Genomic DNA, 13,695 nt, shown 5'->3' on the forward strand with positions numbered 1-13,695 from the left:
ATTGATGTATTTGATCTAAGATGTTAAAATACATCATATAAATAGCTTTATTTTAATATTTTGGATTGTGTGAATAGATTTTGTAAAAGGGGGATTTTTATGGATGTTGAAGAACTGAGACATCAGATTTATCAGTTTAATGATGAAGAATTGTTTTATAAAGAACAGTATGAAGCCCGGGAAGCCGGGCAGATTTATGCTTATATCGCAAAACAGGATATTCAGGAGGTGATCCGCCGCCACTTACTGATTCCGGAAGTGAAAGAAACCATTCCACCGGAATTTAAAGACTCTTTCTTTTTTGATATGGCGGACAAAGATAGCATTGTGGTACAGAAGCATAACCGCTATAGCCCGGCGCTGATTCACTCCCACACATTTTTTGAGCTGGTATATGTTTACGACGGGAAGTGTACACAGGAGATTTCCGGACAGACCATTTCCATGAAAACAGGAGATTTCTGCGTAATCCCCCCTTCTGTAGAGCACTCTATTTCTGTTTATGATGATAGTATTATTATCAACATCATGCTCCGCCGCAACACTCTGCATAGTATGTTTTATAATTTTTTGAATACGCCAAATAAGCTCTCTTCTTTCTTTTTGAATAATATTTATGCAAAAAGAGCAAATGATTATATTCTTTTTCATTCAGGAATGGATTCTTACATCCGGGAATCTTTTTGCTGGATGTTATGGGAAAGTATGAATAAACAGGAATACTCTTATCAGTGCATTACCAATGTACTGCTTCTGGATTTCTATCTATTGGTACGAAATTACTCGGAATCTGTGCAGATGCCTCTTTTCAACAGCAAGATTGATGTGCAGCGTTATGCGATTATTCAGTATATCCAGGATAATTACAGAGATGTGACACTTTCGACTGTGGCAAAGCGTTTTCATTATTCCAATGAATACACTTCCCGTTTAATTAAAGATCTGATGGGAATGACCTATACAGAAGTGGTCCGTACCGTTCGAATCGAACGGTCCCAGGATTTCCTGGCGAATACAACTATGACTGTGGCAAATATTGCGGAAGCAATCGGATATGATACCACAGAACATTATATCCGCCAGTTTAAAAAACATACTGGGATGACGCCTTCTGCTTATCGAAAACAGGAGGCCAAAAATCGGTTGTTTTAATTTTCCATTCTTTTCAGCTCTGGCAGCACCGTCAGCAGCATGATAACGCCTGCAGTACCCAGGCTGATAATATTTTTTGCATTCTCCATGCATCCTGAAAGTTCTTTTTTCTTCAGGAGCCGTGCCTTCATTTCTGCCTTTTTCTCAAGGAAAAGAAGTACATAGGCTGCGGATAAAAACTGGGAGATTACAGTTGCAATGGCAGCTCCCCGGATACCAAATCCAAACACAAAAATGAATAGTGAGTCTAGGATCAGCGGGAAGCAGATTCCTATTTCAAAGTCGATTCGTTTCATTTTTTGTTTCTCTAAAAAACACTTGAACGCACTTTTTGACTTGTGCAGTAAAAGGTTAGTCATTAGCTTGCCGGAACGTTGCGACGCGCGGCGGTAAATATACATTGTGAAATCGCGTCCGGGATAACGACCAACCAATTAAATAGCAATAAGAAAAGCCCCCTAGGAATTTTTATTAACTTCCCAAAGAGCTTTCAATATACAATCTTATTAACCTGCCAGATGCAGTATTCCGATGAGGAATACCCATCCAAGTCCATAATATGTCACAACAGCAACAAGGTCGTTGACGGTGGTGATCAATGGACCAGAGGCTACGGCGGGGTCTACACCTACTTTTTTGAAAAACAGAGGGATACAGGTACCTACGGCACTGGAGATCAGCATTGCAAGGAGCAGGGCGACTCCGATGCAGCCGGATACGGCGTATGCAAATACCAAAGTCTTTCCTTTAAATAAGTAAATGTAAAGTCCAATGAGTACAAAGGACAATATACCAAGCAACGCACCATTGCAAAGACCAATCCGCATTTCTTTAAATACAAGTTCCATCTTCTGCTTGCCGGTGAGGGACTCATCCATCAGGACACGGATGGTAACAGCCAGGGACTGCGTACCGACGTTTCCGGCCATATCCAATATAAGGGACTGGAAGGCCATGATGATGGGAAGATGGGTAACTACGTTCTCAAAGACACCAACTACAGAGGATACAACCATTCCAAGACCAAGAAGAACGATCAGCCATGGCATACGTTTCTTCATACTCTCTTTCAGCGGTTCCTTCAGATCTTCCTCTGCGGTAAGACCTGCCAGCATGGCGTAATCCTCTCCCATTTCATCATCAACCAGGTCGATGATATTGGAAGATGTGATAACACCTAAAAGGCGGTTGTCATTATCCAGCACGGGGATGGAATCCTCGGAATACGCTTTCAGTTCTTCGATACAGTCGTCAATATCCTCTTCGGCATATACATATGGGTAAGAGGTTGCCACCAGATCTTCCAGGGATTTATCCTGTCTTGCAATGATCAGGTCTTTCAGATCAATGGCTCCGTAAAATTTCTGTGACTCGGTTACCACAAAGATTGTGGAAATATTATCGTTCTTAGCAGCCTGTTCTACAAGGCTGTTCATAGCCTGCTTCACAGTCAGGTTCTCACGAATGATAATGCAATTGGTCGTCATGCGGCTACCGATTTCATCCTCATCAAAGGAAGCAATCATCTCAATATCGTGGCGGACATCATCGTCCATTAATTCGAACAGCAATTTCTTTTTGGCTTTATCAATCTTATGAAGAACTTCCACAAGGGCATCGGTCTCCATACGTGAAAGAATGGCTGCACCTTTTTTCACATCCATCTCTTTCACATATTCTGCTGCATTATCTGAGTCCGTATACTCAAAAACATCGGACAGCATATTCAGGTCCAGAATACGGTACAGTTTGCAGCGTTCCTGAACAGTCAGCCTCGGCATTGCATCTGCAATGTCATTGGCATGAAAATCTCCCAGCTTATCGCTCATAGCTGCCGGAGAGGTATTACTTCTTACTACAGCCAGAATATCCTGGGTGTAGTCCTGCACTCTTTTCTCCATCCTACTTTCTCCAATCTGACAATAAGACAGTTCACCATTTCCAGGTGTTTATCTTATGTATTTTTGACAGACTTATACAAAGTCCATTTTTACGGACAGTAAAATCCGTATTTAAACAGAATATAAGCGTATAGCTTTTCTGTTCTTTGAGCGTGTTTGAAAAAGGTTTTCTGCAAGATGTACGTCACAATTTGTGGGAGATTTCACCAGAATGAGGGCACCATAGTGGGCTACGGCAACCGAATTCGGGTAAAATATACTGCAAAATGGAGCGCAGATTGCGGAAATGCTTTTTCAAACAGGTTCTAGGGAATATTGGATTCTTCTGAAGAACTCATAGGATAGAAAAAAGAAATGAAACAGTGTTCTTAAGCGCAATGCGCCTTTTACATGAAAAGAAGAACAGAATGTGCGCGATGCTCATCTGTCATTTCGTTTTTCCATCCTATGCAACTACTTCGCCCATGAGAATCGCAACTATCCATTCTGTTCACCTGCCTTTGTTCTTAGATTTTGTGGGAATATATTTTATTCCCACAGGACATTCTAACTGCTTTTATACAAAAAATCAATTCCTATTTTGCTATTTACCTGATTTTTTCAAGTTTCTTTCCATTTCTTTACATAGCTGTCATTTTTCTGTGGGCAAATAGAAAAAGAGAGACGGCAAAAGCCGTCTCAAAAGAATCAACACGCTATAAATTACAGTAACTGGCGCAATGGTCTTATTATAATTCTTAATACTCCATAGAACAGCTTTTTCTGCCAGTTCAGCACTTTCGTTTCGTACTGTGCTCCTTCGGTCTCCTGTCCGTTTGACAGAACTTCTTTACTTTTTTCTATGTAAGTACCTTCCGTGAACTGAATCTGCTGATTCAGTTCTTTGCTGTCGATAACAAGCATTAATTCCGTATCCAGATAAGTACTTCTCATGTCCAGGTTATAGGATCCAACGATGGAGAGTCGGTCATCAAGCAGGACTGCTTTGGTGTGAACTGGAACCTCGTTCATCAGCTCATATACATCGGCACCGGTATTCAGAATTTTCTTTTTCTGGTTTAAATAATCGGTGCAGCCCCAGGGGTTGGAACCTTTTTCTACTGCATTGAGAACAATCTTTAACCGTGCATGGGACGCGATCTCATTTAAAGTATCGTACATGTATCCGTTGCAGATTACATATGGAGTCTGGAGGGTTACATTGTCTGCGTTCTGCGCCAGATAGCAGATTGTCTGAAGTACCAGAGGCGTTTTGGGACCTGCATGGATTCCGTTGTTGACAAGCGTAATTTTATTCGCCGGAATGGTATCCTCCTGCCAGGAGCTGTAATCTTCAATATCGGTATATTTTTCTTTTAGGGAAGCGTAACGCATTTCTAAAGACTGGTACTGTTTTTCGTACTTTGAAAGTTTTTCCTGTGTCTCGTCTGCAATTTCATTTTCAACATTCGGTATTCCATTCACAATATTTGAGTTTTTTGAATTGCTTTCTGCACCCTCACTGTCATCCGCTGCTTCTTCTGACACAGAAATATCTGAACTATTCTTTTTTCTTCCACCCTTTATTTGCACGCAGTCCTCATTCCATATCTGCCGGAAATACGCTTCCAGTTCCTGCAGAGATTCTCCCTCGCCCTTTGTGATATCCCACACCAGAATATCCCTGTCCACATTGATATCCGTGGTATAATCTCCAAGGAAAATATCATTGCTGTTGCGTCCACCCAGTAGATACATTTCGTCATCCACGATCACATATTTATCGTGCATACGGTAATTCAGCTTAAATAAGCCTGCTGGAGTCACCGGATTGTAAACACCAACAACTACATTCTCCCTCGCTGCCAACGCCTGAAAGTCTTTACTTCCATTCAAGAAAAGCTGCTGGTAAATACCATCGATCAACAGTTTGATTTCCACACCTCTTTTGGCAGCTTGATCCAATGCTGCAAGAAGATCTGTTCCGCTTTCATCTGCCCGCAGATCAAAGGTTGCCAGTACAATACTCTTCTTCGCCGCTCCAATCATCCGCAGACGCCACAAAAGTGCCTCTTCATTGTCATCAATACAGCGGATCCGTTCGCCCCCTGACGTATCGGAAGTAAATTCTGTCTGTTTCAGCGTTTCCGCAAATTTTTCATCTGGCTTCCTGCAATACAGCGGTGCAAAAACATTTACCAGTACTACAATAAGTAAAAACCATAAAAATATATTCCGTATTCGTTTTAGATTTTTCTTTATCGTTATACACCCTTTCTAAAATCAACATTCCCACAAATATTTCTTCAAATCTACACAACCATTTTCTTTCAGAGTAACTCCTTCCCCTTTCAGCAGCCACTCCTGCTCTGTCCACCCCGGCGCCAGCCTCCCCATGTGGTTCACCACCCGATGGCAGGGAAACTTCCCATAGTTCTCTGCATGTGACAACACTCCCGCCACCAATCTGGAATTCTTCTCCCGCCCGATCAGCTTCGCGATCTGTCCATAGGTTGCCACTCTCCCCGCCGGAATTTCCTCCACCACAGAAAGAATCTCATAGGCAAGATCATCGTTTAATTTGGAGATATTTTCTTTGCGCTTGTTTGTTTTCAGTAAATCTGAAAAGGGATCATCAATCATAACTTTTGTCACCTACTTTTATTCATTTCTATTTTGCTGTGTAGTATTACAACTGCTAACGCACATTTCAAATTTCTCTCTAAGCGAGGCTACAATTCCGTTTCCATCAACATCACTATCGGAACCATTTCAATTCGCGCCTCTCTGCGAGAGGCTGCTGTTCTATGGCTGCAGAGACCTGACAAGCCTAGATTTATTTCAATTCACGTCTCTCTGCAAGAGGCTACGGTAAGAATATCCATATGTGTCACCCTGTTCGTTATTTCAATTCACGCCTCTCTGCGAGAGGCTACTGAGCACCATATTCCTGTTTAGGAATATTGTAGATTTCAATTCACACCTCTCTGCGAGAGGCTACGCAGGATAACACAATCGGGAGAGCCTTTAATCCAATTTCAATTCACGCCTCTCTGCGAGAGGCTACCATTTACAAGCGGAAACTTCCCAAGCAACGTCGCCATTTCAATTCACGCCTCTCTGCGAGAGGCTACTAAATTCCTCTGCGTCAACCCAATATCGTTTCTTATTTCAATTCACGCCTCTCTGCGAGAGGCTACTTTCATTGCCGCCAGTATAGCTTTCTTCTGCTTAGATATTTCAATTCACGCCTCTCTGCGAGAGGCTACCAGAGTGCACTTCTCACAACTGCAATGGCTTCTCAATTTCAATTCACGCCTCTCTGCGAGAGGCTACAACTCCAAGTGTAAAATCAAATGAGTCTTTCAGTATTTCAATTCACGCCTCTCTGCGAGAGGCTACGTACTGCTCTAATCTGGTTCGTACTCTGCTCATCATATTTCAATTCACGCCTCTCTGCGAGAGGCTACCACGGCCAGGAGGATATATATGCAGAAACTTATTATTTCAATTCACGCCTCTCTGCGAGAGGCTACAGTAATGTGGATTATGGCAGTTTAGCAGAGGGCGAATTTCAATTCACGCCTCTCTGCGAGAGGCTACCACAACACCTTGGTCAATTGTATCACCTCTGGCAAATTTCAATTCACGCCTCTCTGCGAGAGGCTACAATAATGGATTACTCATCTGCGTTTCCTCCCTTATTTCAATTCACGCCTCTCTGCGAGAGGCTACAGCAAAAACAGACAATATATAGCTGTATTTCAGCTCAATTTTTGTTTAATTAGTTTACTTTGTTATATTCATTCAATTATTCTCTAATTAAACAGCAAAGTTCTTTACATTTATATAATTTTATATTGCGCCAGTCTCCCGAAGTTTTATGTATGGGATATATACGCGCAAGTTCTTAGAATAGCAACGGCTCCCCAGCTTCAACTTTCAGTTTTTTTCCCATAGAATCGATTTTGTTATGATATGAATTCCCTAGTCTATAAAATCGAATCGAATCCACATCTTCATTTATTTCTTTGCTTAACTCATGTTTCAAAGCTGTAAGCTGAGTTGCATCTACCAAAACCTCAAAAACAGAATTTTGCACTCTCACACCATACCGCTCGCACAATTTTGCTACTCTTCGAAGTCTTTTTTCACCTGCAACAGTCATTGTATTTACATCATACGTTATTACAACAAGCATTTTTCACCTCCAGGAATACGGTGGATATTCATCCAAATCGCCACGCAGAACTCTGGCAAATAACATTGCTTGAGCATATGGAATCATTCCAATTTCAATATTTTCATCCAGAAAAGGATGTCTAATTGTTTCCTTTTTTCTTTTTTGCCAAGCATTTAGAACTTTTCTTCTTATACTCTATTGGAAATAAAGTTACCTTAAAGTCAACAGCCGGAATTATACAACCGTTATCAGCTCTTGTCGCTTCAATACAGTCGCATTTCCCGTTCAATCCCAATTCTTCGGAAACCACTTCATATTCATAAAGTTTAAGAAATTCTCCTCTTTTCTCAATTCTTTGTGTATGAACTCTTTCATGTTCTACACGCCCTTTCGCAGTTTCTACATTTTCAACCCAGACACGTTCATTTAAAAGAATAGCAGCTCGTCTTGGACAATAACATATCTGAGAAAGCCAACTTAAAGGAAGATACTCTTTATCATTCATTTGTAAACCATTCCTCATTTTCAGGAAGATGATTCCACACTATATCACTGAATGCATCTTCTTTAAAACCAACTTCAACTCCTTTTGGAACACGATTCAAATGAACAGCTGCAGTATAATCATGATAGCTTCTGGGATAAACTACATGTTCTTTCTTCTTAACTTCTACCAGATCAAACAATTTATGTGCCGGTGCGCATCCTAGTTTTGCCTGACGAACTCTCTGCTCCAGATTAGAATCGGTTCCCACATGTTTAAAAATAATCAGTGGAGAAACCACTTCCATCTCTCCTTTACTTGCAGAACGATTGTGCTCATACATATTCATAAGCGCTTCAAATAAAAGATTTAAATCTTCTTCATCAAATCCTGTTTCTGCTGCTAAATTAGCACTGATAAATCCCCTTATCTCATATAATCCAAAAGGAATAAGCTGTTTTCGTCCCATTGTCCGAAGTTTATCTTCTGGTTTCTCATTTTCCATCTGCTGATAATCTTCCAATTTCAAATCCTTTTCTCCATCTGTTACTGCCATACGGGTTATGGAAATATCAAGTGGTAAAACCGGATCCAGACTTTTTCCAAATGTAATCTGAACCGGACCTCTTACTTGCCCTGCATTCGGTCCGGTACTTATTACTGCACCAAACGTACGTACATCATAAAACAATTCACAGGCTTTCTGCCGTCCTGCATAAATTGCCTCTTTTGCTTTCGCACAATCTTCAACCCCAGCCTCTCTTTTTGCTCTGGCAATATGCCGGTTCATATTTGTTGATTTCTGCACGATAATCTCCATTCCTGGTTCTCCCGCTCTTGACATAGTTACATAATTTCTAATCAATCTTTTAGTAGATACATCAGAAATATATCCCTGCATAGTTTGCGGATCTACTCTCGGAGTATTTCCCATATCAGGATCACCATTAGGATTTGCATTTGTGCATGCTACATAATAAATAAACTCATATCGATTTTTAATTGCCATAGTAAAATCCCCCTTATATGTATTAATCTTCTACATTATTTTTCTTCTTTGCGATTCTTTCATTCTTATCTTTCTGCAATTTTGTACACATCTGTCTATATCCCAACGTAAAATACGCTTGTTCTTCCAACGTCAGTGTTGCTGGAATCTCTTTTCCGATTGCACAATAAACATCATTCAAAGTATCTTCATATTGTTTTCTCAGCCATTCATTTTCTATTTTTTCAAGATGATATGCTGATAATCTGGATATCTGTCCTAACACCAATGCTGGCATCTGACTTGCACTTGAATAATAACGCTGTACAATTGTAGCATTTACATTTTTCATTGCAACATTCTGTATTGTAGCGTGAACCGCCATAGCGGCACCACAATGGTATGCTGCACTTTTATGTGTGGAATCGTATTCTGACATAATTTCAGCCCCCTTTCTTCTCATAAGCCAAACTTTCAGCCACTGGCAAGCAGTTGCATCTGGAATTTGTATGCTAGTTGAATTTTCCTCTTTTTCCAACATCTGTGAACGAATATATGCTAAAGAACGAACTGCAACCACATCTGGCAATGGTGTTCCGTTTATAATTGCACCAATAATTGCCTGCGTGATTTCTGGTAATTCCTTACCTACTCTTTCCCATATCTTACTATCAGAATTTTGTTTTTTCAGCAAACATAATAATCTTGCATTTAATTTTTTACTTTTTTCATTTTGTATTCCATTCAAGTCTTTCAATTCCAACTGTTCATCCCAAAGAGCAATGTTTTTCTGCAATTTTACATATGAGCCACGTTCATACTGCCGAATCATAACGCGTCCATTAACGCCAGATAACAAACATATAGTATATTGATTCGAAAGAGATGGGATTTTTTCACCTGTTGTAACGCTTTTAACTAATTTTGATGCTTGAATCTCTGCAATTCTAGCCGCTCTAGTTCTATCATCCTCTGATATGTCCTCTTCCACATCAACATTTTCTGCCATAGTTATTTCCAGAAAATTAGCCCCCAGAATAGGATCACTGTTGTCTTCAATATTCTGCTCATACCAATGAACAAACTTCATATTTGCCAATACCGGAGCATATTCTAATAAGTGATCCAGAGCTGCTTTAACAGCAAAAAAAGCATTTTCTGATACTGGTGCATTCACGCTCTTCTTCTGATCATAAGAACAAAATGCACTTTTATCAAAACAGATCAAAGCATCACCACGAGCATGTCCTCCAACTACAGCAAGCCCATTAACAGGAGGAACTGTTTCCATTGGAACTGTCTCTTCTCCAGTAATCAAGCATAAAGCCCTTTCTTTTTTTTCTATATCGAAAAACTTCTTTCGATATGTATCCCACCACTCCTTTAAGCACCTTGCCTGTACGATTTTTTGCCCATCAACTATAAAAGAAATTCGATCTGATCCTTTTATTTTGTTTTCATTTAAGGCTTCCGTAACTAATAAAAGCGTTTTTTCATCCTCTGCCATTTTCACACATACTTCAAATTCCGGGATCCTATTACTTCCGTCCTTCAAAACCTGGTAATAAAAATTTCTTTTTACTTTTGTCTTATCTTCCTGGTCTAAAAGATCTTTAAAAATCACTGACCTCTTTTCTACAATTGGATTACATTTCTCTTTTCCATTTGCAAGACTTCCAATATCCGGACATAAAACAGGTGTATCATCCCCTAATATAATTCCGAGAAATTCACCTTTTTTGCTTAACGAAACATACGCTTTTATTGTTTTGTTGCTATAACCAGGAGGCAAAACCAGATTATTTTTCATTGCATAATCATATAATGCCTTCAGCATTTTCTTCCCCCTTTCAACACTTCAGGGCTGTCATATGTCGGAACATTTATAATGCCATGTTCTACAACAGCGTGATACAGCGACAATTGTGGCTTAACTTTTTTTCTTATCTCGCAATCATGAAGATCAAAAATATCATAAACCATTAATCCCCCATCCATATTGATGTCAATTGCCTCTTTACTTCCATCACTTTCCTCAAAATAAGCTGTGAACTCTCTTACCCCAAGGGATGGCTGGTAATAACATTTTCCATTTCTTATTCTTCTGTAAGCCTGATCATATAGTTGCTGCTCTCTGCCTTTGAAATCAGGTCTTGGACAAATAGATGCTGTTATCCGATATCTTACGTCCTTTAACGCTACAGTCTGTCTTTGTGTCCTTTCTTCGTCAGTATATATTACTTTATTATTAACTCTTGTTTTCACCTCATTCCGCTTAAAACTAATATATTGAATCGGATTTAATATTTCAATCCGATCAATCTGCCAATAAAATTCCACTGGCTTGCTATAGATAGCAGATAATATTCCTCTACATGCCGATGGGGTTGGAAAGGGATATGTCAAACGTTCCACTTTTGCATAAGGCGGTGTGAAGCATGCAAAGTCCCCCCAAACTTCAATTGATATCGCCATTCAAATCACTTCCTTCTCCTTTTATTTGGCAATATGGGGCTGATAAATCAGCCCCATACACGCACAGTAACAATAAACACATTTCTATTCTCACCAATTTTATCCACATACGCAATATAAACTTTTACATATCATTTTCTTATTTCAATATGGTTTTCATTATTGGTGTCGTGTTAATTGTATCAATTCTCACATAATTCGTCAACAGAAAATCAGACAATTTTTCTCACAATTATTATCTTCTCCCACTTCAAATTGCAGTCCCATATCTTCCCGATACATATACTCATACTGCATACGCAAAACATAATATTCTGACTCTACTTTTTGCTTCCTCCTTCTGTCAAAATAATAAATTTGCTCACAATACTTCTCTATATCTTTTTCAAATGTATTGACAGTAATTTCCGCTGCACATTTTACTAGTCCAGGCGTTAAATTATCGTTAAGCATCTCTTCTCTTACATTTCTATATAACGGCATGCTTTTATTAAAAGGAACAATAACTTTTTTGCCCTGATTCTCAATTAATTTATACTCTTTAGCAATTTTCTCATAATTTCGCTCTTCAATTGCTTCTGTTAAAGCCACTTTATCTTTTGCATACTCACTAAAAAGTATTTCATAATAGTTTGATATACATTTGGGATCATTAATATCTATGCTTTCTCTTGATAGAATCTCTTTTACAACAATTGCCGCATTCTGATACCATCTATCTGGCGGATACAAACTTCCTTCCACTTTTGGTTCAAAAACTATTACTCTTCCAACTTTCTGATTTCCACTCCTGTTACATCTTCCTGACGCCTGAATAATAGCCTCTAAAGGAGCCAATGCTCTGTATAAAACATCAAAGTCTAAATCCACACCAGCTTCAATACATTGTGTGGAAACCACTTTACATGGCAGCCCCTTACTTTGCCTTTCTTTTACCTTTCTTATAATTTCGCTTCGATGCTTTGGACATAGATCTGTCGTCAAGAAGAACAGCTCCTCCGAATCACAATTATCGCTTTTTAGGAATTTAAATAATTCAGCAGCATGCCTGCGAAGATTTACAATCACGCAAACATTTTCTTCTTGTTGCATTTCTTGCGCTATGTTTCTCAGTGAAATCTGTCGTTCAACCATCCATTCTACTTGTGTCCTTTTTAGCTTTTCATACATTATTGAATATTCCGGCACAATTTCAGTTGGCATCCAGGATACTCCCTGTATATATTTAAATTCCGGCTGCGTAGCAGTAGAAAAAATCATAGTACAATGATATCTGGCACACAATGTATTTACAGCATTTAAAGTTGCTGACAACAAATTTGATGGTAAACTCTGGGCCTCATCAAACAAAATAATACTATTCGCAATATTATGTAGTTTACGGCAATCTGTTGGTTTTTGTGCAAACAGTGTCTGAAAAAATTTAACTGAAGTAGTTATAATAAAAGGGGATTCCCAGCGTTCCGCAAATTCACGCTGTCTGTCATCAAGTTCACTTTGACTATGGTCCTGTAAAATTTCCGGAATAATCTTTGAATAAACCTCATAGCTCTGTTCTGTCAATGCAAGGAACGGCAGTACAAGTATAATCCGTTTTTTCTCATATTTTACCGCATGTCTTAACGCAAAATGCAACAACGCCAATGTTTTTCCAGTTCCCGTAGGTGCTGTAAGTGTGAATAAACCTTCTTTTAATTCGCCAGCCTCACCACAACGCTCAAATAATAAATCACGAATTTTGTTTACCTTCTCCGCTCCCTTTCCGTCCTTTTTCAGTTCTTTTCTATACTCATATAAACGATTCAAATATTGAGCAGTTTCGAAATTTAACGGTTTTTGCAGTTCTTTTTCCGATGAAACGGTATAATCAGCATCTACCAAACAAGAAAATAACATACGGGTATGTAACATTGAATATATAGATTCATTAATTTCTTCCCTTTTCTGCACTTTTTCAATTTTCATATCCTTTAATAAAAATTCTGGAAAATCATTGAAAAACGCTTTTGACGCTTGTTTATATTGTTTCTGTCCTGCTAATGCCGCATTCTTTCCACCGTTGCACACCACAGGCTTATCTTCCAAGAGGCTATGTTTTAAATATGTTTCCAAATAGTCATAACCAATAAGACCATCGTGATGTCCGTTTATTGCTTCTATAACTGCTCGATAACCAGACGAAACCATCTTTTCTACAAGCAGACAGAACAAAAATGCAGCCCCACAAAACGCATGGTCAATATGAGTACATTTTCCCTCCAACACACCTTTAAAACTTTCGCTATATTTTCCAAAATCATGCAATTTCCCGCATAATTCTGCTGCTCTTTTATTATCAATCTGTGCGCCAAATTTCCCTGCCATTTCACTAACTTTTTTCAAATGATTATACAATAATTCCTGTGTTCCATCTTCTCGCTTTGACTTGGCATAATATAATTCATTTTTATCATTCATTTTTATTTATTCCCTTTATATCATCTGTAAAATCACATATTTCATCATTATTTTCATAATATATTCAGCTATGCTT

12 protein-coding genes, 2 pseudogenes and 1 CRISPR repeat array are annotated in these 13,695 nt (G+C 39.0%); of the genes and pseudogenes, 2 read left to right on the plus strand and 12 right to left on the minus strand.

Features of this window, described 5'->3' with window-relative positions; translation table 11 throughout:
- Nucleotides 1-99: 99 nt before the first annotated feature.
- Nucleotides 100-1,152 (plus strand): AraC family transcriptional regulator, encoded by a 1,053-nt coding sequence (locus tag AB5618_RS11270; protein WP_173736035.1) that lies wholly within the window; start codon nucleotides 100-102, stop codon nucleotides 1,150-1,152.
- On the opposite strand, the gene AB5618_RS11275 is transcribed toward AB5618_RS11270, so the two are convergent.
- The 3 genes and pseudogenes from AB5618_RS11275 to AB5618_RS11285 all read right to left on the minus strand — a co-directional run.
- On the minus strand, nucleotides 1,149-1,448 hold the full coding sequence (locus AB5618_RS11275) for a polysaccharide biosynthesis C-terminal domain-containing protein (protein WP_330386374.1): 300 nt from the start codon (nucleotides 1,446-1,448) through the stop codon (nucleotides 1,149-1,151). The two genes, AB5618_RS11270 and AB5618_RS11275, sit on opposite strands and share 4 nt — an antisense overlap.
- Before the next feature lie 210 nt (nucleotides 1,449-1,658).
- Nucleotides 1,659-3,053, minus strand: a complete 1,395-nt coding sequence (mgtE, locus tag AB5618_RS11280) for a magnesium transporter (protein ID WP_368366737.1) — start codon at nucleotides 3,051-3,053, stop codon at nucleotides 1,659-1,661.
- A 111-nt stretch (nucleotides 3,054-3,164) separates the two neighbouring features.
- Nucleotides 3,165-3,278, minus strand: a pseudogene (locus AB5618_RS11285) (DUF6783 domain-containing protein); the annotation flags it as partial.
- On the opposite strand from AB5618_RS11285, the gene AB5618_RS11290 reads away from it, so the two are divergent.
- On the plus strand, nucleotides 3,231-3,362 hold the full coding sequence (locus AB5618_RS11290) for a DUF6783 domain-containing protein (protein WP_334292302.1): 132 nt from the start codon (nucleotides 3,231-3,233) through the stop codon (nucleotides 3,360-3,362). The pseudogene AB5618_RS11285 and the gene AB5618_RS11290 overlap by 48 nt on opposite strands.
- Nucleotides 3,363-3,755: 393 nt before the next feature.
- On the opposite strand, the gene AB5618_RS11295 is transcribed toward AB5618_RS11290, so the two are convergent.
- The 9 genes and pseudogenes from AB5618_RS11295 to cas3 all read right to left on the minus strand — a co-directional run bounded on the left by AB5618_RS11295 (nucleotide 3,756) and on the right by cas3 (nucleotide 13,619).
- On the minus strand, nucleotides 3,756-5,096 hold the full coding sequence (locus tag AB5618_RS11295) for a phosphatidylserine/phosphatidylglycerophosphate/cardiolipin synthase family protein (protein WP_368366738.1): 1,341 nt from the start codon (nucleotides 5,094-5,096) through the stop codon (nucleotides 3,756-3,758).
- Nucleotides 5,097-5,315: 219 nt separating this feature from the next.
- A complete protein-coding gene (locus AB5618_RS11300; RefSeq protein ID WP_118580512.1) occupies nucleotides 5,316-5,621 on the minus strand; it encodes an MGMT family protein in 306 nt (101 codons plus the stop codon).
- Between the two features lie 180 nt (nucleotides 5,622-5,801).
- Nucleotides 5,802-6,767: a CRISPR direct-repeat array (repeat unit 32 nt; unit sequence ATTTCAATTCACGCCTCTCTGCGAGAGGCTAC).
- A gap of 175 nt (nucleotides 6,768-6,942) precedes the next feature.
- Nucleotides 6,943-7,233 (minus strand): CRISPR-associated endonuclease Cas2, encoded by a 291-nt coding sequence (gene cas2 / locus AB5618_RS11305; protein WP_173771498.1) that lies wholly within the window; start codon nucleotides 7,231-7,233, stop codon nucleotides 6,943-6,945.
- Between the two features lie 3 nt (nucleotides 7,234-7,236).
- Nucleotides 7,237-7,404: pseudogene (locus AB5618_RS11310) on the minus strand (subtype I-C CRISPR-associated endonuclease Cas1); the annotation flags it as partial.
- On the minus strand, nucleotides 7,355-7,720 hold the full coding sequence (locus AB5618_RS11315; protein WP_173771500.1) for a Dna2/Cas4 domain-containing protein: 366 nt from the start codon (nucleotides 7,718-7,720) through the stop codon (nucleotides 7,355-7,357). The pseudogene AB5618_RS11310 and the gene AB5618_RS11315, both read right to left, overlap by 50 nt.
- A complete protein-coding gene (gene cas7c / locus AB5618_RS11320) occupies nucleotides 7,713-8,708 on the minus strand; it encodes a type I-C CRISPR-associated protein Cas7/Csd2 (protein ID WP_368366739.1) in 996 nt (331 codons plus the stop codon). Before cas7c ends, AB5618_RS11315 begins: the two co-directional genes overlap by 8 nt.
- 22 nt (nucleotides 8,709-8,730) lie before the next feature.
- Complete coding sequence (locus tag AB5618_RS11325) at nucleotides 8,731-10,524, minus strand: type I-C CRISPR-associated protein Cas8c/Csd1 (protein WP_173771504.1); 1,794 nt, start codon at nucleotides 10,522-10,524, stop codon at nucleotides 8,731-8,733.
- Complete coding sequence (gene cas5c / locus AB5618_RS11330; protein WP_173771506.1) at nucleotides 10,518-11,162, minus strand: type I-C CRISPR-associated protein Cas5c; 645 nt, start codon at nucleotides 11,160-11,162, stop codon at nucleotides 10,518-10,520. The genes AB5618_RS11325 and cas5c overlap by 7 nt, the downstream gene beginning before the upstream one ends.
- Nucleotides 11,163-11,363: 201 nt before the next feature.
- Complete coding sequence (gene cas3, locus AB5618_RS11335) at nucleotides 11,364-13,619, minus strand: CRISPR-associated helicase Cas3' (protein WP_368366740.1); 2,256 nt, start codon at nucleotides 13,617-13,619, stop codon at nucleotides 11,364-11,366.
- Nucleotides 13,620-13,695 lie beyond the last annotated feature (76 nt).

Origin of the sequence: Ruminococcus sp. J1101004sp1_RTP21198st1_B9_RTP21198_201120 (assembly GCF_040924245.1) — a bacterium.
Classification (GTDB): Bacteria; Bacillota; Clostridia; order Lachnospirales; family Lachnospiraceae; genus Blautia_A; species Blautia_A faecis.

Bases quoted from the DNA above. Each gene is read 5' to 3' on its own strand.
- AB5618_RS11270 (WP_173736035.1), top strand. From the start codon at position 100: ATGGATGTTGAAGAACTGAGACATCAGATTTATCAGTTTAATGATGAA.
- AB5618_RS11275 (WP_330386374.1), bottom strand. From the start codon at position 1,448: ATGAAACGAATCGACTTTGAAATAGGAATCTGCTTCCCGCTGATCCTA.
- mgtE (WP_368366737.1), bottom strand. From the start codon at position 3,053: ATGGAGAAAAGAGTGCAGGACTACACCCAGGATATTCTGGCTGTAGTA.
- AB5618_RS11290 (WP_334292302.1), top strand. From the start codon at position 3,231: ATGTACGTCACAATTTGTGGGAGATTTCACCAGAATGAGGGCACCATA.
- cas2 (WP_173771498.1), bottom strand. From the start codon at position 7,233: ATGCTTGTTGTAATAACGTATGATGTAAATACAATGACTGTTGCAGGT.
- AB5618_RS11315 (WP_173771500.1), bottom strand. From the start codon at position 7,720: ATGAATGATAAAGAGTATCTTCCTTTAAGTTGGCTTTCTCAGATATGT.
- cas7c (WP_368366739.1), bottom strand. From the start codon at position 8,708: ATGGCAATTAAAAATCGATATGAGTTTATTTATTATGTAGCATGCACA.
- AB5618_RS11325 (WP_173771504.1), bottom strand. From the start codon at position 10,524: ATGCTGAAGGCATTATATGATTATGCAATGAAAAATAATCTGGTTTTG.
- cas5c (WP_173771506.1), bottom strand. From the start codon at position 11,162: ATGGCGATATCAATTGAAGTTTGGGGGGACTTTGCATGCTTCACACCG.
- cas3 (WP_368366740.1), bottom strand. From the start codon at position 13,619: ATGAATGATAAAAATGAATTATATTATGCCAAGTCAAAGCGAGAAGAT.